This window comes from Streptomyces sp. NPDC005962 (assembly GCF_040629205.1).
In the GTDB taxonomy this organism is placed as follows: domain Bacteria; phylum Actinomycetota; class Actinomycetes; order Streptomycetales; family Streptomycetaceae; genus Streptomyces.
In genome coordinates, this window is the sequence record NZ_JBEXVE010000024.1 from 31,220 (window position 1) to 49,857 (window position 18,638).

Consider the following 18,638-nt stretch of genomic DNA (forward strand, 5'->3'; position numbering starts at 1 on the left):
GGGGAACGGTTCCACGCCTCCATCGACCTCGGTCGGCCGGAACTCCGGATACTCCCTCAGCAACATGAGAACGCGCGGGTGTCGGCGCAGGGCACCCCCCGGTGCCCGGCGGTGAATCGGCGAGACACGGTGGCGTGCATGCTAGGTGGCGCGAGCGCATCATGCAGAAGGCGTCAAGGTCAAAGGCGGACCGCCTGCTCAGCTCCTGGACGAACTTAAGGGGATTCACCCGCCCCGCGACGGACTTCGCCGGCACCACGGGTTCGTTCTCGTGAGCCGGCCGGAGCTCAACCGACGTCCGCACGGCGAGCACCCGTACGCCCAGCGTGGAGGAGGGATACTCGCCCGCGTAGGCACCGCATGCCGTGCGGACGTCGGTTGAGAGGCTGAGGGCCTCGGTGTGGACATCGTGTCGGCGTCGGCGAAGCTCGGGATCGGTGATCAGGGCGAGTGCTTGGGGGTGGTCATCGGCGGTGGCGGCGAGAAGGTTGCGTTGCTGGTCCAGGTAGGCGGTCAGGAAGTGATGCACGGCACCGCTGGTCTCAGGCAAGACGCGAGCGGTGGGCCGGAGGTTTCGGGCCGAGTGAGAGTGCCGGTGTCTGGTGCTTCAACGCCCCTGTGAGGGGGCGTCGTTCGGCTCCCCCTCGGCCGATGCCAGCAACTGGGCGTCCCTGGGGACGACAACGAGCTCGCTTCCGCTGAGCAATCGCCAGCCGAGAGGTGCCCCAGACGCTTTCCGCGCCCGCCGGTACGTCAGGGCCCAGCCCATGTCCCGCTCGGTCTTCCCGTCCGGCCCAATCCGGGTGCGCCACCACAGCCAGCCAATCCAAGATGTCCGCTCCTTGAGTAGAGGCGGCGCGAAGGCGTAGACAGTGGTGGTCAACTTCGCCAGTGCTCCAGCGAACTCCTGCATCTCGCCTAGCGCCACCAGATCCTGCCTGATCATTACCCGGGCCGCGCGTATGACTCCGCGTCCGACGGCCGCGTTGACCAAGGCGACGAGGACCCCGAGAAGGGCCCAGCCCACGATCATCGTGAGACCCGTATCACTGTGTGGCATCCTTCGTTCGTGTCCGCCAACGTGGTGTGGACTTGAAGCTCCGGGCGTGCAAGGGACAGCTGCGCCGCTTCCTCGATCTTCCTCAACGGCACCCTGGCGGGATGCCGCAGCGTCGGCGCAGATGTCCTTCGGGCGAGATGCGCCCGTCGGCGCAGCCATGCTCGCGCAACTCGTGCAGCACCTCTGGGCAGGCCGATCCGTCGTCCTCGGCCATGGCCTGTGGCTCCGCTTCCGCCGTGACGCATGGACGATGGCCGTTCACGAAACCAGCGGACGTCAGATTCCCCCGGCCGTCCCTCCAAGAAGCGATGCCAGATCTTCAGCCAATGCGAGCAAGATCCGGTCCGAGTAAGTCGGCCCCACAAGCTGCACGCCAATGGGGAGCCCCTCCTCGTTCCGTGCGACGGGTAGAACCAGGCTGGGCAGTCCGACGTGGCTGGTGAGGTTGGCCCAGCCGGTCTGGTCGAAGAAGCTCCGCTCGACACCGTCGACCGTGAGAGAGCGAGTGCCGGCCGGGATCGCCGCGGTGGGAGCGGCGGGGGTAATGAGGACATCGTGCTCGGCGTCGGCGAAGAAGCGGTGCCACGTCTCCCGAAGCCGGAGGCGCTCCTCGTTGGCACGGAGCCAGGAGCGGTGTGTCTGTGTTCGGTGGCGGAGGAAGGTGGCCCTTGGGCTCGTTTCATCCTCGTGTAGGTCACGTGCTGCTGCGAGTTCGGCCGCACCGGCTTCGTCGTTGGTGGCGGCCGTCGTGGTGGCGTGGAGGAGTTGTTCGAACAGGTGCAGCGAGTCGGTGAAGCCGACCGGTCCCGTGGTGCGGCGGACGTTCGTGCCGGTGGAGGCCAGTGTCTGCTCGACGGTGGCGAGAGCGTCGGCAGTGTCGCGGTCGATGGGGCAGCTTGTGTCCTCGGCCCATACCGCCACGCGGAGCTGGCCGACTGCGCGGCGTGCCGTGGGCAGCTTGACGAGCCACGGGCTGTTCTCGGCGGGTGAGGGTGTCGTCAGCGCGTCGAGGAGTAGGTCGAGGTCGCGGGGGTGCCGGGCCAGGGGGCCGGGGGTGACCATGTCGCTGCTGGTGATCCAGCCCGGAGGGCGGGGAATGTGGCCGCGAGCCGGTACGAGCCCGAGCGTGGGGCGCAGGCCGTAGACGCCGCAGTAGTGAGCCGGAAGCCGAAGTGAGCCGGCGAGGTCGCTGCCGAGGTCGGCGGGGGTCAGGTGGGCGGCGACTGCGGCGGCGGGGCCGCCGGAGGAGCCGCCGACGGTGCGCTTGGGATCGTGCGGGTTGAGCGTGGGGCCGAACAGGCTGTTGTCCGTGTGCAGGTCCTGGCAGTAGGCGGGCAGGTTGGTCTTGCCCATGATGATGGCGCCCGCGTTCTTCAGCCGGGCTATGGCAATCGCGTCCTGGTGGGGGATGTGGTCGGCGAGTTCGGACGTGCCGCAGGTTGTGCGTATGCCCTGGGTCTCGAAGGAGTCTTTGACGGTCATCGGCAGCCCGTCCAGCACTCCCCCGGGCTGGTTGCGGGCTCGGCGTTCGTCGGCAGCGTGGGCATGGGCACGTGCGCGTTCCTCGTCCAGGGTGATGACGGCGTTGAGGGAAGACGCCGCGATGCGGCCGAGGTGCAGGTCGAGGAGTTCCCTGCTGCTGATCTCACGGGCGGCCAAGGCGCGGAGGTGCTCGTGAGCGGGGGCGTGGATGTAGTCGGGGGAGTTCATCTGGCTGCTTCCAACGGGGTCTCGTGCTCGCGTGCTGCATAGTGGCGGGAGATGGCCAACAGGATGTCCACGTCCTCAAGCGAGGCGGGGGCCTCGATCTGGGTGTCTGCGTATTCGGTCGGCCGGGGTGGGTTGGCGTCATGAGCCTGAGCATGGAGGGCGGCGCGGATCTGGTCGGCGGTCACGGCCGCGTGCAGTTCGTTGCCGTTTCGTCCGGCGGCCGTGTGGCCGCGCTCGGAGCGCTCGCGGACGGCCGCGTCGAGGTAGGGCCGGATGCTGATCTGGCCGTCCCGGATTTCCACGGCCCGGCGGTAGAGGCGAAACGAAATCGGCCGGGCGCGGAGCCGTCCGATGAGACTGGAGCGTTCCGGTTTGAGCTTGATGGTCGGGTCGACCTGGTAGAGGGCGAGCCACAGTGGACGCAGTTGGCGATGCTGCCGGTACATCCGAGCCCGGGCGCCAGCGCGATGCAGTTGGTCGGCAATGGTGGGCAGGAACCAGCCGAGCAAGGTGATCATCGCACCCGCGTCTCCACAGGTCCAGGCGAAACCTTCCCATCCGGCCAGGGTCGCGCCGAACGGCGCGGCGATAACGCCGCCGATCCGGACCGCGCTGTAGCCGAGGGTGACAACGGCGCCAAGGGCGACCACGCGCAGCCCGTAGGTCACCCACCGCTGGCTGGTCTGGTTGGCCAGACGGCAGCAGGCGCGGGCGAGCAGGACCTCGCCGACGGTGTAGGCCGTCACGTACAGGGTCATGTAGGCGGCGTAGAAGGGGTCGTGCACGTAGTACAGGGAGAAGTCCGTCGGCCGTTGCACGGCGGGCGTCAGGCACAGGTACAGGATGACGAGGCCGGTGACGACCGCGGCTCCGGCTGCGAGCCACACTCGGTCACGGTTGCGGGTGGCCGCGGGTCTGGCCCAGTGGTCCAGGACGATCTGCTGGCAGACCAGCAGGGCGATGACGCAGCTCATCGACAGGGGGACAGAGAGGTTCGTCGTTCCGAAGGTGGCATCGACGCGGCGCCATATCGGGGTGATGGCGAAGACGAAGCTGCAGGCTGACAGCAGGAAGACGGCAGCCAGGGCGACCAGGGCGGTGTCTCGGCGGCCGGCTCGCAGGTCGCGCAGCAGGAACAGGAAACCGAGGGTTGCGGCTGTCAGGCTGATCGGGTGGAGGATGTCCTTCATCTCAGCTCGTCCCGCGGCGCAGCAGGGTCCGGGCGACGCGTTCCGGGACAGTATCCGCTGGTGGGCGGCCCTCTTGCGGCGTTTGAGTGAGGATCTTGCTCTGGAGGTTCGAGGCGAGGGTTTCGGCGTCGTGCTCCTCCTCGACCTCGTAGCCCCTGCGCCCCAGCATCATCTCGATCGTGCTCGGGGCAATATTGCTGGTGAGGCCGCTGGTCCGCCCGGCCGAAAGCCTCTTGACCTTGTAGTGGCCCAGCAGGATGTGGGCGAACTCGTGGGCGATGATGTGGTCTTGGTGCATAGGGCTGGTGCGCGGGTCGTAGAAGACGTAGAACGCTGTTTTGGTCACCCAGCACGTGCCGCATGGCGCGGTCCAGCCGATCGAGGCGGGTTCGAGGTGGACGCCCCTGCCCGTTCTACTGGACACCTCCCCCGCGAGTTCCCGGATGTTTCCGATCTTGGGGAGGTTCAACTCGGCGAGGGAGTCACGGCGCCGCCGATGCGCATGCCACATGGTTCATTCCTAACGACGTTGCCCCGGCACCCGGGAGTGCCAGGTGTTCACTCTGGATCAGAGGGGAGCCCTTCCAGCTCTCGCACCCTTTCGATCATGGCGACGACCGCCTCCATGCTCTTGCCCGAAAGGCCCACCGCACGCAAGGCAACCCGCTCGACACCAGCGTCGCGCATATTCCGAATAGTCGCCAATTCTTGATCGACTTGGGCCGCCGCGCCATCATCGAAAAAGTAAGAGACCGGGACCCCGAAAAACGTTGCCAGGGCCTCAAGATGACGCTTCGTCGGATTATCTCGCTTGCCGTTGCGCAGCTGCCATAGATAGGTGCCCGACACGGTCTCCCCACCGGCTTCCTGCAGACGGGCCGCCACTTCAGCGTTACTGAAGGGCCCCCGGTCGGCCGGATGGACGATCTCGAACAGCCGGTTGATCCGGTAACTCAAAGTGGCTGCTTCGCCACCAAAGGAAGCCTCTTCCCTGTTCCCCATGATCCTTTTCCCTGCGATTAGCGATTAACTACAGCTCACCACCATACAAGATCCATTAACGTCAGTTGACGCCTACACCCGATTTATGGAACGGTCTCCCTCAACAGCACAGCTGGGATTAGCGAATCCGCCCTCACAGGGTGCGCAAATCAGTATGCATGCGCCCCGCCACCTCCCGAACGTGACCGGGTGCACAAGTTCGGGGCGGGCAGCTTCACCTCAGCTAATGGACCATTAATTCACGGGTTATCAGAAAGGACGGAGAGGCTGAATGCCTCGGGAACTTCAGGCATCCAGGCCGTCTCACCCGGCCAGCCCTCTTCACGCCCGCCGGGCCTCACGCCACTTCGCGGCTTTACTGGAAATTGGCCCGATGGCCACGCAGGATCCGCCTGCCTTCTGACCCGGACACCGGGCGTCTCACCTGCTGTGCACCGCAAGCCGCATATGGGTGACGCAAGGCATTTTCCGGCGGCGCGACCATCGAAGCCTGCGGCCGCCGCATACTCATGGGCGCTCTGTTTACCCTCACGACCCCTGACAGCGCTGTCGGACCCACCCGTCACTCTCTGCAACTAGTACAGAGATTAAGAACCAACTCTGGATCTTGACACGGGTCCGTGCGTATGTTCGTCGTCCCCGGGCAGCCCGCCCGCGACGACGGAAGCGAGGAGTCAGCAAGCACGGACCGGACCGAGAAGGTCCGCGATACAGCGACGGCGCCCGAGAGCGGTAACTCACGGACGCCGAACGCTAAGCGGCATACCGCCCCGGCAAGGGCGGGGTTGCCCACCATCACCACGCTGAGTCCTTCCAAGGGGCGCGTCAGCGTGGCAATACAGCACAGGGGAGTATCGCATGCCTCCTGCCCTGCGCGAAAGGCCCTTCCTGGCCTGCGCGGCAGCCACCTCCGCCTCGGCGCCTCAGCGCCCCGAGCCGGAACACACCATCCCGGCCCCGGCGAGCCTCCGGCCCCGCCCGCTCATCAGGAGCGGCCGATGAGCAGCGAGGCACGCGAGTGGGTGTGGGAGCACAGCTCCAGCCGGGGAACCGCGCGTCTGGTCCTGCTGTCGATCGCCGACCGGGTGGCCGACGAGCAGTGCGTCTCCTGGGCCTCGTTGTCCAGTCTGGCTACGCGCACGAACGCCTCCGTCTCCACGGTGCGCGACGCCATCGACCGCCTGGTCCACGCCGGTGAGCTGGAGCAGCTCGACGACCTCGCCGGCCCCCAACGCAGCACCGTCTACCGTCTCCCCCTCGCCGCCAAGGCCGTGGCAGAGACCGCTAAGGACGACGAGGTCGCCGAGCAGGTGTCGGAGGCGGTGCCCGAGGCCACTCCGGCGCTCCGGATCTCGGCCCTGCGGCGGGTCGGAATCCGCCCGCGCGAGGTGCCGGAATCACCAGCGAGGGTCCGGAAACCGGCAGTACCGGAATCCGGCAGGTCCCGACGGAAACCGGCACCCCGACGTACCGGAAACCGGCACAGCGATGTACCGAAAACCGGCACACAGAACCGTAGTGAACCGGATTTGAACCGGAGTAGCAGCAGTGGTGGTGCTGCCGTCCTCTCGGCTGCCGAGTGGCAGGTCGACCCAGCCACCCACACCTGGGCCCGCCAGCAGGGACACCTCGATCGCCTCGGCGAGCAGGGCCTCGCCGCCGCCGACGCGAAGTGGCGTGCCCACCGGGCCGACTTCAAGCCGAGGCCGGCGGATGCCTGGGCTGCCGACTGGCGCTCCTGGGTCGCCCGAGAGCACCCCCCGGGTCGCTCGAACCTCTATGCCGTACCCGACGGCGGGCACCGCGCGGCGCGCGGTATGACCCGCGTCGAGGCGCACCAGGCTGCTCTTCTCGCTGCCCTCGACGAGTCGACCGGAACGGAGAGCTGACCGTGGACCGCCGCGAAATCGCCGCCCTGCTGGCCTACATCGGCCGTCTCGACCCCCGTACCATCCGTACCGACCAGGGCGAGGCCCGCGACCAGGTCGCTCAGTGGCACGAGCTGCTGTGCGACGTGCCGATGGCCACCGCGCACGGCTGGGATGCCCGCGTCGCTGCCCGCCGGCACATCCGCACCTCGCCGTACCAGATCTTGCCCGCGGACGTGGCCCGTCCCTGGGAGAGCTACCGGCGCGACCGTCTGGCGAGGCACTCCGACCCCACGCCGTCCGTCGACCCGGACGACCAGGTGGCCTGGACTGCCGAGCTGGTCGGCACCCGCCGCGCCGTCGCCGCCGGTACCGCACCGCCCGCGCAGGCCCGGGCGATCACCAGCGGTCGCGATGGCATCGACCCGAGGCTGGAGGCGAGGCTGCGGGAGATCGGCTCCTGCATACCGCCCGCCGCCCGAGCCGCCCTCGCGCCCTACCGGCCCGCCCGAGCAGCCCGTGAGGCCGCCGTCGCGCAGGGGCTGCCCGACGCCCTGAGCGTTCGGTGCGAGTGGTGTCTGGCCCAGCCCGGCGCGCCGTGTCGTCGCCGCCGGATCGGCCCCGACGGCGGAGCGCGCGGAACCGCCCCGCGCGATACCCCTCATCCCGGCCGTCTCGACCTCGCCGCCGCCCAGCAGGTCCAGCAGCCCGCCATGGCCTGACCGGCGCATCCGGCGCGTGCATCCCGTCCGGTGCACCGCCACCCAGCATCACCGTCCCGCCCCGGCTGCGGCGCACGCCCGCGCGTGGCAGCCGGCACCCGACGCCGCCCCCGCCGAGCACCGCCCGGCCAGCCGACGCGGCAGCACATCGGAGACCACCCTTGCGCCACATCACCACCCACGACGCCCCGGCCACCGGCCTGCGCGGCATCGGAGACACCAGCTGGCACACCCGCGCAGCGTGCTACGGCATGGACGTCGAGGATGCTGACGCTGTCTTCTTCCCCGGGCCCCGGGATCACGAGGACATCGCGGAGGCGAAGGAGCTGTGCGGCTGGTGCCCCGTTCGCGGCGACTGCCTCAACTTCGCCCTGGACAACGGGATCAAAGAAGGCGTGTGGGGCGGCCTCACCGAGGCCGAGCGGCGTCCCTGGCACGACGGACTGCCCCAGCGCCTCGACTACCAACGCGTGATCGCCTTCTTCCGGGGACGCGACGTCCATCTCACCGAAGCCGAGCGGCAGGTCGTCATCAACCACGCCTACGCGCGCGGCTGGCGGCCCGACCGGCTCGCCGCAGCCCTGCAGATCAGCCACAAGCACGCCCGTGACCTGCTCCGGCAGGCCGCCGACAAGGTCTTCGACCGCGACCGCACCTACGGCGTGCCGCGACCCAAGAAGAAGCGGAAGAAGGCCACCCCGACCACAGGCGGCCCCTCGCCCGCCGTACCCGGCACACAGCAGCCAGTATCCCGCCCGGCAGCGTCGACTCCGGCGCACGCCTCTTTCGGAAAGGTCGCATGACCCGCGCTACTGGTCTGTCCCTCGGTACCGTCCCGGACCTGCCCGTCCTCCTCGCCATCGGCGTCCCCATCACTGCCCTGGCGCTGGCCCTGAACGCTTGGGCGACCCGACACCGTGACACGGATTTGCAGAATCGTTTCGGCAGTCCGGCGGTCAAGACCGCCGCGATCGCCGCGATCGTCTGCACCGCCTACAGCGCCGACACGAGCTGGCAGTTCGCCGGCCACTACCTCGACATGGCCGGGGACGAGCGCGCCAACATGTTCGCTGCTGCCGAGCTGGCGCTCTTCGCAACCGCGCTGATGGCCCGGGAGAATCTGGCCGCCCAGGGGGCGCCCGGGCTGCCGGGCACGCTGGTCTGGGTGATCACCGGAGTGCAGGTGATCCCCGCCTACGCCGAGAGCGGTCCCATCGGCGGCACGGTCCGGGCCTTCGTCGGGCCGGTCATGGCAGCGATGCTGTGGCATCTCGCCATGGGAATCGAACTGCGCCTCAGCACCCCGGGCGCCGCCTCCCACGGGCTGCTCGCCGTCCTGGGCCGGGAGGCGCGCGAGCGGCTACTGTCCCGCCTCGGCATCGCCGCGCGGGACCGCGACGCCGCGCAGATCACCCGGAACCGGGCCACCACCCGCGCGGTCGCCCTGGCCGCCCGCCTCGCCGAGCGCACACCCGAACAGCAGCGGAGCCAACGCGGCCGACGGCTCACCCGACGCCTGTCGAAGGCGATCGGCAGGGCCTCGGTCGGGACCGACCCCGCCCAGCGCGCGCAGCTCCTCGACCAGCTCGCCGCGCGTCGGCACGCACTCGCGCTCGCCACGGTCCCACTGCCTTCTCCCTGGTCCCCGGCGCACAGCACCGCAACGGCAGCCACGGCCCCCTCGCAGCCGACCTCGAAGGCGCCGGTCCCCGTAGCCGGTCCCCACGGTCCCGACGAGTCGGGTAGGGACCGGGGACCGAGCGCCCCGAGGGGACCGGCCCCCGAGCCTGCGGACTCGAACGCGTCGGCGGGCTCGGGGACCGAAGGCGACGAAGCGGGGACCGCCCCAGAATCGGGCGCGGTCCCGGGGACCGGTCCCGCCAATCCGGAAGGCGCAGAGGGGGACGCCGCAGGCACGGGGACCGACCTCACTACGCGAGAAGCACCTGCTCAGGGCCTTGACACGCATCGGGGACCGAACGCCGCCGAGTCGGGGACCGAGACTACCGGGGACCGGGGACCGACCGACACCGACACGGGGACCGGGACCACCGGGGACCGGGGACACAAGGGCCCCCTCCGCAGGAAGGCGACCACGAAGCCCCGGACGAAGAACAAGGGGAAGCGCGGCCGTCCCCGCACCCCGCAGACACAGCGCCCGCCACGCGATCCGGAGCAGTCGGTGGACCAGCTCGTCCAACAGGTCCGTCCCCATGTCCCCGCCCTGCTCGAACGGGACGGCAACGAGTCCGTCACCCGGGTCCAGCTGCGGGAGATCCTCCGCCGCGAGGGCCTGAAGGGCGGCCGGAACGACCGACTGAGCCTCGTCCTCCAGGAACTGCGGAGCGAGGACGCCACCACGAAAACAAGGAGCACCACTCGATGAAGACCTGCCACCAATTCGCGTCCCTCCGTGAGGAATACGAACGGGAGATCGGCTACCTAAGCGCCCACTCCCAGCGGCATGCCGGCAGGCCGTCGGCGAAGGCCAGCGCGAAGCACGCCACAACGACGAAGGCCCGCATGGCCAGGGCGCTCAGCGGCCACCTCGGGCGCTGCCCCGAGTGCGGCTGAATCTACGAAGCCGCAGCTCACCGCCCCCGACCCCCTGATCGGTGGCCCGGTTCAGCGCCGGGCCACCGCAATACTCCAAGGAAAAGCACCATGCGGCATACCGCCGTACCCGACCGCTTCGACAGCCGCCTGATCTGGGCTCTGCCGCTCACGTTCCTCCCGTACGGACCGCTCCTCTTCTCTGTAGACCGCTCCGGGGAGCAGATGCATTACCTGACGGAGGGTGCCGTGGACTTCGTCCTCGGCATCCTGGATGTCGTCCGCGATATTCAGGGTTGTGGGCAGTGACGAACCCGGCCCCGAGCCCCGCCCCGACCCCAGGTGAGCAGGTGTCCAACTCGGTCTCGGGGCGAGCAAGTTGGGGCGGAAGCATAGCTTCCGCCGAACCCGCCCCCGAGGGGGCGGGAGAGGACCTGCACCGGGGGGCGCAGGTCCTTCAGGCTTCGACCGAGGGCGGATCGAAGCCGGCGCAGGAGGAGAAGCAGACTGAGCGCCGCGCACGCCGACAGCGCGCTCCTCGCGCCCGCCAGCGCCCGCGTCAGTCGCCCGAGAAGAAGCGCCTGCGCCAGCCCGCCACACGTTTCAACGAAGAAGAGTTCGCTCTGATCAAGTCCGCCGCCGACCAGTGCAATCTGTCCGTCGCCGGGTTCCTCGCCCGTTCCGCGCTCGCCGCCGCCCGCGACCTCGACCGCACCAGTGCCGAGATCGCCGACGAACGCGAGGTGATCACAGCCCTGTTCGAGAGCCGGCGTCGGCTCGGCTGGGCCGGGAGCAATCTCAACCAGGCGGTCAAGGCGCTCAACTCTGGTGCGGACGCTCCCCAGCTCGAAGCGGCCGTCGCCGCTGTACGGCGTGCCGCCGACGCCGCGCACGAAGCCGCCGCACGGCTGATCGAGCGCCACGGCTCATGATCCCCAGCGTCAACGAGTCGGGCTCCCGGACCATCGGGCTCCTCGCTTACCTCTACGGTCCCGGCAAGCACGAGGAGCACACCGACCCCCACCTAGTGGCCTCCTTCGACGGCATGTCCCCCGACCCCGGCCGCGACCCGAACGCCACCCTCAAAAACCTCCAGCAGCTCCTGGACCAACCCGTGATGGCCCTCGCCAAACACGCCCGTCCGGCCAAGCACGTGTGGCACACCTCCGTACGCGCCGACCCAGGAGACCGGCCCCTGTCCGACGAGGAGTGGGGCGACATCGCCCGCCGCATCGTCGCTGCCACCGGCATCGACCCCGGCGAAGGACAGCCCGGCTGCCGCTGGGCCGCCCTACGACACGCCGACGACCACATCCACATCATCGCCACCCTCGTCACCGAGGCCGGCCACCGCCCCGACGACTACCGCTCCGGCACCCGCGCCCAGGCCGAAGCCCGACTCATCGAAAAGGAACTCGACCTCCACCAGGTCGCGCCCGGCGACGGCACAGCCGCTCAACGGCCCACCAGCGCCGAACGCCACAAGGCCGACCGCCAAGGCCGCGAGCGCACCGCCCGCGAGGAACTGCGCGAAACCGTACGACGCGCGGTGACCGGCGCGACGAGCGACGGAGAGTTCTTCGACCGGCTCGCCGCCGCCGGCCTCCTGATCCGCAAACGTGTCGCGCCCTCCGGAGACCTCCTCGGATACAAGGTCGCCCTGCCCGACGACCTGAACAAGGACGGCGAACCGGTGTTCTACCCCGGCGCGCGCCTCGCCCCCGACCTCTCGCTGCCCCGCATCCGGGAACGCTGGTCCGCCGACGCCCAAAACGATCCGACTCCCCAGCAGGAGAATGCGGTCCGTACGGGGCCGGGCGCTCCGGCCGCCGCCCGCCGCAGGACGGCATCGGCCGCATGGCAGGCCGTGCTCGTCGTCGAGCATGGCGACGACAGGGTTGCCGCCGCCCACATCGCCGCGACCGGCGAGGTCCTGGACGCCCTCGCGAAGACGTCCGCCGCCCACATCCGCCACGAACTACGCGACGCCGCAACGGCCTTCGAGCGGGCCTCGCGCTCCCACGTCCGCGCCGTCCGCGGACACGACCGGGCGCTGCGGCAGGTCGCACGCGAGCTCGTCCACGGGGGTCCCGCCCTCGGCCGCGGTGAGGACGGTGCCACCACCGCGATGGCGATCGACATGCTGTTCTTCCTCATCACCGCCGCAGCACACTGGCACGCGAAGAAGGACCACGCGCAGCAGGCCGAGGCCGCCACCCGGGCCGCCGAGCACCTGCGCACCGCCTACCAGACCGCCTCCGCCCACCCCCTCGGCGTGCTCTACCAACGCGGTCGGCGTCTGGGCCGCCCCTTGCGCCAGCGGCAGACGGCGGTGCTGCGCGAGGCGCTGCCGGAGTTGGCCGAGCGAATCCTCGCCGAGCCCCGCTGGTACGCGCTCGCCGTCACGCTCGCCGACGCCGAAGCCGCCGGGCACGACGCTGCTCCGCTCCTGGCCGATGCCGCCGGGCAACGAGAGCTCGACTCGGCCGAGTCCGTGAGCGATGTCCTGGTGTGGCGGCTGCGGCGAGCCGTGGACCTGCCTGCCGACACCAGCGACCTGGTGAGCGGCGGCAACGCAGCCGAACAGTCCCCGCACCGTACTGTCCCGTCCCATCGAAGAATGCCGCTCAACCGAATGCGCTCGGGTAGCTCCTAAGCCACAAGGACACCACCAAGTGTGCTGTTCGGCGACGCGGTGACGGGCTCACAAATGCGAAATGACAGGGCCTCAGCCACACACGCAAGAAGAATCTCGGCAGAGGTGTCATCAGAACGACAGGATGGCGGCTCTTCAGGGTGATCGGCCGTCGCTCGGTACGGGGGCGCTCAACGGTCGGCAGTCTGAATAGGAGGTTGGGTCGTGGAGCTCTTTGGCATTGTGGTGGGGGTGGTCCTGCTGCTAGTCCCGAGTCTGAAGAAGCTGCTGGACAGCGTGGCATACCGGAACCGAGCCCGAGGCAAGGCCGAGATCATCCGCGCCAAGCACGCCATCGGGACCCCACGCCAGGTGCCGTCCGGCAGGCGGAATCAGGAGAAGCAGGAGAAGGGGAAGGCGAGTGGCTGAGCCGGAGGCGACCCCGGAGACGCTAGGCAGAGTGTTTGCACAGTGCCAGGGCGAGATGACAGGCAAGGCGCGCCAGCTGCTCCAGGACGCCAACGTACCGCCATCGGTGGCGGACGCCGACGACATCGTCAGCAGCGCCTTCGCCACGGCGCTGCGAGCCCCGGGTGCCGTGCGGCAGCCGCGCGCCTACCTGTACAAGCTGATCCGCACCGAGATCGTCCACCTGGCCACGCGCCGCGCAGAGCACCAGCGCCTGGACGAGAAGCGGGCCGCAGACCCGCTGTGCTGCTATATCCCGGACGTCGCAGACTTCAGCGCGTTGGTGGACAACCGAGAGGCAGTGCACCGGGCGGTGCGGGGACTGTCAGTGCCGCAGCGCACCGCAGTGTGGGCGACCCACGCCTTGGGCTACACCAGGGACGAGACGGCCGTCCTCATGGGCAAGCACCCCGGTACCGTGGCCCGGCACAGCACGCGCGCGATAGTCCTACTTCGTGCCAGCATCGCTGCCGTGGTCGTGGGTGTCCTGACGGCCCTCGGGCTCGCGACCGGCGGCGAACTTCAGCGCACGACTCCCGCCGACGCCCCGCGCAGGGACCCGGCGCTGCCGTCGGCTCAGTGGTGGTCCGAAAACTGGATGGTCACGGCGGTCACCCTGACCGTCGGCGCCTGCGTGGTGTGGCTCCTTAGACGCCGAAGCCATCAGCTGGCGCGGCGGCTTGTCGATGCCTTGTACGCGCTGATGCAGCTCAGCGGCAGGAGGGGCCTTGCGCTGCGGCAACGCATTTCTGACGTGCAAGCCAGAAATGGGAGGCGATCGCCCCATGTGGCGAGATTGTGCCCCGCTTGCCACCGGCGGATGGACACCGCAGGGCTGACCCAGGATGAGCAGAATGCCCTGTTGCGGCAAACGGCCTTCACGCCGCAAGCCCGGCACACCGCGTCGGCCTGCCAGGTCTGCGGCCACGGGGACTCCTTGGCGTGGCCGGTCGAAGCCGCTCACATCATGGGCGGCGTCCACCGAATGACTGCGGACAAGGACAGGGTCGACCCGGATGGGCGGGGCGCGGTCTCCCTTGCCACGACCTACCTCCGGTCCATGGACAGCCAACCGGAAGCTCTACGGCCGGATCCGAGGGCCCCCTCCAGGAAATAGGTTGGTACGGAGTCGGAGTGGTCCTTCCACTCCCAGACGATCCGCCGCAACGAGTGCCGGCATCGGGTAGAGGCCCAGCACTCCTAGCTAGGGCACCCGGCTCAGGATCGCCGAGCGTGTACCAGGACCACTGGGGCAACAAACGAAGCTGCCCGCCGTGCAAGCCGTAAGGCACCGTGGGACGGCACAACCGACGCGGCAAGTGCAGTGGGGCAGCGGCAAGAAGCGCAGATGCGGCGAGTCGGGCCAGTAGGCGTGGCGAAGTTGGGCGGCCGCAGGGGACGAAGTGTTTTCAGGCACACCATGGGAACGTCACTGCGCCGAGCGGAGACACGCGCCGTGGCCAACTCGTCATCCCCGCACCCAAGAAGCGAGGAGCCCCCCTATGACCCGGCCAAGGTGACTGTGGACTTTGTGAATTGAAACCACCAGGGACTTCGGGCACGCTCATGAAGCGAGCAGGACGAGGCAAAGGAGGACGCCAGGGTGTTTCACCGGATACGCCGCCGGACCAAGGGGCCGAGCGAGGCGCAGCGCCAATTCGCCGAGCTGTCGGCGCGGCTGCAGAACCAGGTCCCGCCGGGTTTCGGGGCGTCGGCGGTTGAACCGGAGCGCATCGAGCCGACCGCCGTGGTGGACGATTTCCTTCCGCCGGAGCTGCGCGTGCCGAGCCACGACCAGCTCGACGGCAAGATGATGCCGTGGAAACAGCCCCTCGTCCTCGACGGCGAGATGGCCGCCTGCGCCGAGTGCGGGTCGTACCGGGACTGGCTTATCCTCTCCACCCGCGACCAGATCTGGCTGCGGTGCCGGGTCGGCCACCAGCAGCAGGAGACCCGCCTCGACACCGTCTGGTTCAACCGGAACAGCGGGCCGGCGGACGCGACGCACGCCACGTTCGAGGACTGCTTGCGCCACCTCGGGCACTGACCCCCACTCCTACGACCTCGCCGGGCCCGCGGGCCCGCACTGACCACCCGTCGCCTAGCACCAAGGGGTCAGTTCCGTCATGCGCGTTCGCGTCGCCACCACCGCCCTCGGCATCACCGCCGCCCTCCTTTCCCTGCCCGCCTGCACGACCGACACCACCGGCACCAAACCCGACACCGCCCCCTCCGCCCGTACCGGGAAGCCGACTCGCGCGGTCGAGAAGGCCGCCGTGCTCTCGTCGGCCACGCTGGAGACGCGCCTGCTCGACCGGAGCGACCTCGGCAGCGGCTACCTGCGCAAGCCGGAGCGCCCCGCCCAGCACGACGACGTCACCGTCGTCGGCTGCCCGGCCCTGAACGAGCTGGGCGGCGACGCGGCCACCGGCGGCACGCCCACCTTCCCTCGCAAGGCGAAGACGGCCTTCACCTACGGCGGCAGTTCCTCGGAGGTCTCCGAGGAGCTGTACAGCGACAGCGCCAACAAGCTGTCCGATGGCATCGAGCGGATCTTCGACGCCATGACCGGGTGCCCGACCTATCAGGTCGTCGCGGGCGGCACTCCGATCGACATGGCCTCGCAGAAGCTTCCCGCACCCCGCGGACTCGGTGACGAGCAGTGGAGCCAGCTCCTGACGTTCTCTACCGGAAGGCGGAGCACCGTGGTCAAGCAGACCGCGATCCGCGACGGCTGTCTGCTACTGATCGTCTCCGGCTCCCCGGCCCTCGTCGACCGCCACCTCGGCAAGGCCCTCGCCAAGGCCACGGCAGCGAGCTGACCTTGCCCGCGCGCAGAGCTTCTGCTCCCGACCATCATGGTCGGGAGCAGAAGCTCGTTACTGGCCGACGCGCTGAGCAGCGCGAGCCGCCTGGCCGGGCACCCAGGCTCGAACCTGACTGGTCTGTACGTAGAGCACGTCCGGGTTGTGGCTGTGAGGCCCATAACCGCTAGAGGCATTGACGAGTAGGTACGCGCCTACGGGAACGTGCCAGTTCCAGAACCAGGCATCCTGTTGCCGACCAGTGTCGCACCAGGTCACGACCGCCTTCGACCCTCGGCGTCCGTGCTGGTAGACCCTCGTGATCTGGAGAAGTTGCCCTTGCCCGGAACTCCGGTGCTGCTGGAATGCCTGCCATTGTGCCGCGAGAGCAGCCGTGCGCTTACGGTGTGAACGGACTTTCAGCGCGACGGTCACGGCGACGACGAGTGCGAGGACGACAAGGACGCCGGGGCTGGAGAGCATTGCCGCATCCTCCATCGTGCCGTCACAGGGTGGCAAACGCCGAAGACCGGCCGACCGGCGACAGCGTCTCGCCCCGAGCCGGTATCCATCCCGTTTGCTGGGGTGCAGGTCTGCTGGCCTATTCCGGCGTGCCGCACCCCACCGTCCGGCCGCAGCTGTAGGGAGCGGCAGCCTCTTGTGCACAGCGACGGTCGTGGGCGGCGAAGCAAGAAGCCCGGCCCTCCATTTAGGAGGTACCGGGCTGTGTGCGTCGGGGGCGGGTACGGGACGTTAGATGGCCGGGGCGCGCAGGAGGCGCTCCTGAGTGGCTTCGGGCAGCACCCGGCGCAGGACCGGTGCGGTCGAGCTGAGGGCTGCGGCGAAGACGGCCACGAGGTCGTGCGGGACGCTGGCGGCGAAGGAGGCTGCCCACAGGCAGGGGCCGCCGAGCGCGGGCTCGGCCCATGCCTGCCATCCGGCCGGTCCCGCCTCGTCTGCTTCGGTGGTCAGGGCGCGCGGGTCGGCGTCCTGGATGAGGGGTGGCACCTCGCCGAGGCTGAGGTGCGAGGTGAACGTCGGGTCCGTCGCTGCCTCCTGGGGCTGGTCGATGTCGCGGAGCCAGCCGTGTGCGGCGACGGCGTCGAGGACCAGCTCGGGGCCGGCGAGCGGCATGGCGGGCTGGTCGCGGGCGTCGAGCGCGAGGAGGAAGTCGGACACGGCCTCGCCAGGGACATCGGGGGTGAAGTAGGCCGACCACTGAGCGATCGGGCTGCTGGTGTCCGCGCGGGCGGAGATCTGCCAGGCGATCGGCAGCTCCCCCAGGTGGAACGGCTCGTCCGCCAGGCTCCACTGCGCCCATCGGAGGGCGTCGGGGCTGATGTGCAGGACGGTGCTGCGCAGGACCTGGCGGTCCTCCGGGTCCTCGTCCGGCTCGTGCCGTCCGCGGACGATCGTCAGGCTCGTCCAGCCCAGGCCGGAGAGCGTGTCGGCGACGGCGTCGTAGAGGCGCCCATCGTCACCGGCAAGATGCCGGGGGCCGACCCAGAACGCGGGCTGGCCGCCACGCGAAGTGGACGGGTCGAGCGGGAAGTCGGGGTACAGGGGCGCCTCCAAGGGCTCGGTGCGGGTTAGTTGCCGCCGGCACGGCGGCGGGGGCGTCGTGGGGGTGCCTGGACGGGGCCCTGCCAGGTCAGGGCGACGGCGACCTCGGGCGGCAGATGGCCGAGCTGCGCGTCCTCGTCCCGCCCTTCGGCGAGGTAGACGACACTCTGGCCGGTCTCGTCCACAAACTGCACGACCTGCGCCAGCCGGTGTGCCATCGGAAAGAACGGGTTCATGGCCTGGCGGACCGGAGCACTCCGATCGCAGCCGGACAACAGGTCGATGAGATCGCCAACGGTCATCTCGGGGGATGTCACGAACAGCCTCCTGGGGTGAGGAAAGACGATGGGCGATGGAACCGGCCGGTGACCGGCCGCAAGCCGTCCTCCAGGCGAGGACTGCCTGTGGATCCTGCACGGTCACACGCGACGTGAGGTCTCCAGCACGCGCGCCACGGCAGCGGCGACGATGTCGGCCGGCGTCTCGGTGTCGAACGACAGGTGGTAGCCGGGCACCTTGGTCGTGCCGGTGACGGCGATCGTCCATCCCTCGCCGTCTGTGCCGGGACGGCCATTCGGAAACCAGCCGAGGTAGAAGCGGCCGTCCTTCGAGCTGATGTGCACGTCCGCGCGGTCGTCCACGATCAGGTGGAAGTCGTCCGCGGAGAACTGGTCTGTCACGAGCGTGGGCTGGCCGGGGCCGAGTTGCCATTCCCGAAGCCGCAGGGCCTCGATAGTGGTGGAGAAACCGGGGCTCACTGGCACTACAGTCACGGGCAATCACCTCTCTGACCTGGAGTTTCTTGCAAGGTCGTCTACGTTGACATGCCCCCGCCCGCGTTGGCCAGTCTTTCCGCGATCTGTCCTGTCTGCCCCCGGCGAACTGTCCGTTGTCAGCTTGTAGGTTCTCAAAAACCGCGCCATATTCTCCGTGCTGACTACATATCAGCACCACTTATGGCGCCGTGCTGAGATCCACAGTTCAGCGGACTCACTCTTTTGAGCGATGAGGGCCGGTTCTGTCCGCCTGCCTCGCTGTGAGCGACCATCGTGGCTGTATAAGG

The 18,638-nt window shown here is 69.2% G+C and carries 21 protein-coding genes; 12 read left to right on the top strand and 9 right to left on the bottom strand.

From position 1 onward, the window contains the following. Positions 1–607: 607 nt before the first annotated feature. From ABZ370_RS31315 to ABZ370_RS31340, 6 genes are all read right to left on the bottom strand, one after another. Positions 608–1,033 (bottom strand): hypothetical protein, encoded by a 426-nt coding sequence (locus tag ABZ370_RS31315; protein ID WP_358627396.1) that lies wholly within the window; start codon positions 1,031–1,033, stop codon positions 608–610. A 109-nt stretch (positions 1,034–1,142) separates the two neighbouring features. Then, entirely contained in the window at positions 1,143–1,274 is a 132-nt protein-coding gene (locus tag ABZ370_RS31320) for a hypothetical protein (RefSeq protein WP_358627399.1), read from the bottom strand. Between the two features lie 62 nt (positions 1,275–1,336). Then, the gene (locus ABZ370_RS31325; RefSeq protein ID WP_358627402.1) at positions 1,337–2,770 is read right to left on the bottom strand and encodes an amidase family protein; all 1,434 of its coding nucleotides are present in this window, start codon (positions 2,768–2,770) and stop codon (positions 1,337–1,339) included. After that, on the bottom strand, positions 2,767–3,960 hold the full coding sequence (locus tag ABZ370_RS31330) for an MAB_1171c family putative transporter (RefSeq protein WP_358627405.1): 1,194 nt from the start codon (positions 3,958–3,960) through the stop codon (positions 2,767–2,769). Before ABZ370_RS31330 ends, ABZ370_RS31325 begins: the two co-directional genes overlap by 4 nt. Before the next feature lies 1 nt (position 3,961). After that, a complete protein-coding gene (locus ABZ370_RS31335) occupies positions 3,962–4,471 on the bottom strand; it encodes an ImmA/IrrE family metallo-endopeptidase (RefSeq protein ID WP_358627407.1) in 510 nt (169 codons plus the stop codon). A gap of 47 nt (positions 4,472–4,518) precedes the next feature. Continuing rightward, complete coding sequence (locus ABZ370_RS31340; protein ID WP_358627410.1) at positions 4,519–4,962, bottom strand: helix-turn-helix domain-containing protein; 444 nt, start codon at positions 4,960–4,962, stop codon at positions 4,519–4,521. Between the two features lie 998 nt (positions 4,963–5,960). On the opposite strand from ABZ370_RS31340, the gene ABZ370_RS31345 reads away from it, so the two are divergent. The 12 genes from ABZ370_RS31345 to ABZ370_RS31400 all read left to right on the top strand — a co-directional run bounded on the left by ABZ370_RS31345 (position 5,961) and on the right by ABZ370_RS31400 (position 16,030). Next, positions 5,961–6,851 (top strand): helix-turn-helix domain-containing protein, encoded by an 891-nt coding sequence (locus ABZ370_RS31345; RefSeq protein WP_358627413.1) that lies wholly within the window; start codon positions 5,961–5,963, stop codon positions 6,849–6,851. 2 nt (positions 6,852–6,853) lie between these two features. After that, positions 6,854–7,552 (top strand): hypothetical protein, encoded by a 699-nt coding sequence (locus tag ABZ370_RS31350; RefSeq protein ID WP_358627416.1) that lies wholly within the window; start codon positions 6,854–6,856, stop codon positions 7,550–7,552. A 161-nt stretch (positions 7,553–7,713) separates the two neighbouring features. Next, entirely contained in the window at positions 7,714–8,355 is a 642-nt protein-coding gene (locus ABZ370_RS31355) for a WhiB family transcriptional regulator (RefSeq protein ID WP_358627419.1), read from the top strand. Further along, entirely contained in the window at positions 8,352–9,938 is a 1,587-nt protein-coding gene (locus ABZ370_RS31360) for a hypothetical protein (protein ID WP_358627421.1), read from the top strand. Before ABZ370_RS31355 ends, ABZ370_RS31360 begins: the two co-directional genes overlap by 4 nt. Then, positions 9,935–10,126 carry a hypothetical protein gene (locus tag ABZ370_RS31365; protein WP_358627424.1) on the top strand — a complete coding sequence of 64 codons (192 nt, stop codon included), beginning with the start codon at positions 9,935–9,937 and terminating at the stop codon, positions 10,124–10,126. The genes ABZ370_RS31360 and ABZ370_RS31365 overlap by 4 nt, the downstream gene beginning before the upstream one ends. Positions 10,127–10,216: 90 nt before the next feature. Beyond that, positions 10,217–10,414: a hypothetical protein gene (locus ABZ370_RS31370; protein WP_358627427.1), complete on the top strand. Its 198-nt coding sequence runs from the start codon at positions 10,217–10,219 to the stop codon at positions 10,412–10,414. A 41-nt stretch (positions 10,415–10,455) separates the two neighbouring features. Continuing rightward, positions 10,456–11,037 (top strand): hypothetical protein, encoded by a 582-nt coding sequence (locus ABZ370_RS31375; RefSeq protein ID WP_358627430.1) that lies wholly within the window; start codon positions 10,456–10,458, stop codon positions 11,035–11,037. Continuing rightward, complete coding sequence (locus tag ABZ370_RS31380; protein ID WP_358627433.1) at positions 11,034–12,761, top strand: mobilization protein; 1,728 nt, start codon at positions 11,034–11,036, stop codon at positions 12,759–12,761. The genes ABZ370_RS31375 and ABZ370_RS31380 overlap by 4 nt, the downstream gene beginning before the upstream one ends. 204 nt (positions 12,762–12,965) lie before the next feature. Next, positions 12,966–13,169 carry a hypothetical protein gene (locus ABZ370_RS31385; RefSeq protein WP_358627436.1) on the top strand — a complete coding sequence of 68 codons (204 nt, stop codon included), beginning with the start codon at positions 12,966–12,968 and terminating at the stop codon, positions 13,167–13,169. After that, positions 13,162–14,325, top strand: coding sequence for a sigma-70 family RNA polymerase sigma factor (locus tag ABZ370_RS31390; RefSeq protein ID WP_358627439.1), 1,164 nt, complete (start codon positions 13,162–13,164; stop codon positions 14,323–14,325). Before ABZ370_RS31385 ends, ABZ370_RS31390 begins: the two co-directional genes overlap by 8 nt. Before the next feature lie 486 nt (positions 14,326–14,811). Continuing rightward, positions 14,812–15,255, top strand: coding sequence for a hypothetical protein (locus ABZ370_RS31395; protein WP_358627442.1), 444 nt, complete (start codon positions 14,812–14,814; stop codon positions 15,253–15,255). Between the two features lie 79 nt (positions 15,256–15,334). Beyond that, positions 15,335–16,030 carry a hypothetical protein gene (locus ABZ370_RS31400; RefSeq protein ID WP_358627445.1) on the top strand — a complete coding sequence of 232 codons (696 nt, stop codon included), beginning with the start codon at positions 15,335–15,337 and terminating at the stop codon, positions 16,028–16,030. A 735-nt stretch (positions 16,031–16,765) separates the two neighbouring features. Here the strand turns inward: ABZ370_RS31400 and ABZ370_RS31405 are convergent. The 3 genes from ABZ370_RS31405 to ABZ370_RS31415 all read right to left on the bottom strand — a co-directional run bounded on the left by ABZ370_RS31405 (position 16,766) and on the right by ABZ370_RS31415 (position 18,348). Beyond that, positions 16,766–17,587 (bottom strand): DUF317 domain-containing protein, encoded by an 822-nt coding sequence (locus ABZ370_RS31405; protein ID WP_358627447.1) that lies wholly within the window; start codon positions 17,585–17,587, stop codon positions 16,766–16,768. 14 nt (positions 17,588–17,601) lie between these two features. After that, positions 17,602–17,892: a hypothetical protein gene (locus ABZ370_RS31410; protein ID WP_358627450.1), complete on the bottom strand. Its 291-nt coding sequence runs from the start codon at positions 17,890–17,892 to the stop codon at positions 17,602–17,604. A 102-nt stretch (positions 17,893–17,994) separates the two neighbouring features. Then, on the bottom strand, positions 17,995–18,348 hold the full coding sequence (locus tag ABZ370_RS31415) for a DUF317 domain-containing protein (protein WP_358627453.1): 354 nt from the start codon (positions 18,346–18,348) through the stop codon (positions 17,995–17,997). Positions 18,349–18,638 lie beyond the last annotated feature (290 nt).

Bases quoted from the DNA above. Each gene is read 5' to 3' on its own strand.
- ABZ370_RS31315 (WP_358627396.1), bottom strand. From the start codon at position 1,033: ATGATCGTGGGCTGGGCCCTTCTCGGGGTCCTCGTCGCCTTGGTCAAC.
- ABZ370_RS31320 (WP_358627399.1), bottom strand. From the start codon at position 1,274: ATGGCCGAGGACGACGGATCGGCCTGCCCAGAGGTGCTGCACGAGTTG.
- ABZ370_RS31325 (WP_358627402.1), bottom strand. From the start codon at position 2,770: ATGAACTCCCCCGACTACATCCACGCCCCCGCTCACGAGCACCTCCGC.
- ABZ370_RS31330 (WP_358627405.1), bottom strand. From the start codon at position 3,960: ATGAAGGACATCCTCCACCCGATCAGCCTGACAGCCGCAACCCTCGGT.
- ABZ370_RS31335 (WP_358627407.1), bottom strand. From the start codon at position 4,471: ATGTGGCATGCGCATCGGCGGCGCCGTGACTCCCTCGCCGAGTTGAAC.
- ABZ370_RS31340 (WP_358627410.1), bottom strand. From the start codon at position 4,962: ATGGGGAACAGGGAAGAGGCTTCCTTTGGTGGCGAAGCAGCCACTTTG.
- ABZ370_RS31345 (WP_358627413.1), top strand. From the start codon at position 5,961: ATGAGCAGCGAGGCACGCGAGTGGGTGTGGGAGCACAGCTCCAGCCGG.
- ABZ370_RS31360 (WP_358627421.1), top strand. From the start codon at position 8,352: ATGACCCGCGCTACTGGTCTGTCCCTCGGTACCGTCCCGGACCTGCCC.
- ABZ370_RS31365 (WP_358627424.1), top strand. From the start codon at position 9,935: ATGAAGACCTGCCACCAATTCGCGTCCCTCCGTGAGGAATACGAACGG.
- ABZ370_RS31370 (WP_358627427.1), top strand. From the start codon at position 10,217: ATGCGGCATACCGCCGTACCCGACCGCTTCGACAGCCGCCTGATCTGG.
- ABZ370_RS31380 (WP_358627433.1), top strand. From the start codon at position 11,034: ATGATCCCCAGCGTCAACGAGTCGGGCTCCCGGACCATCGGGCTCCTC.
- ABZ370_RS31400 (WP_358627445.1), top strand. From the start codon at position 15,335: ATGCGCGTTCGCGTCGCCACCACCGCCCTCGGCATCACCGCCGCCCTC.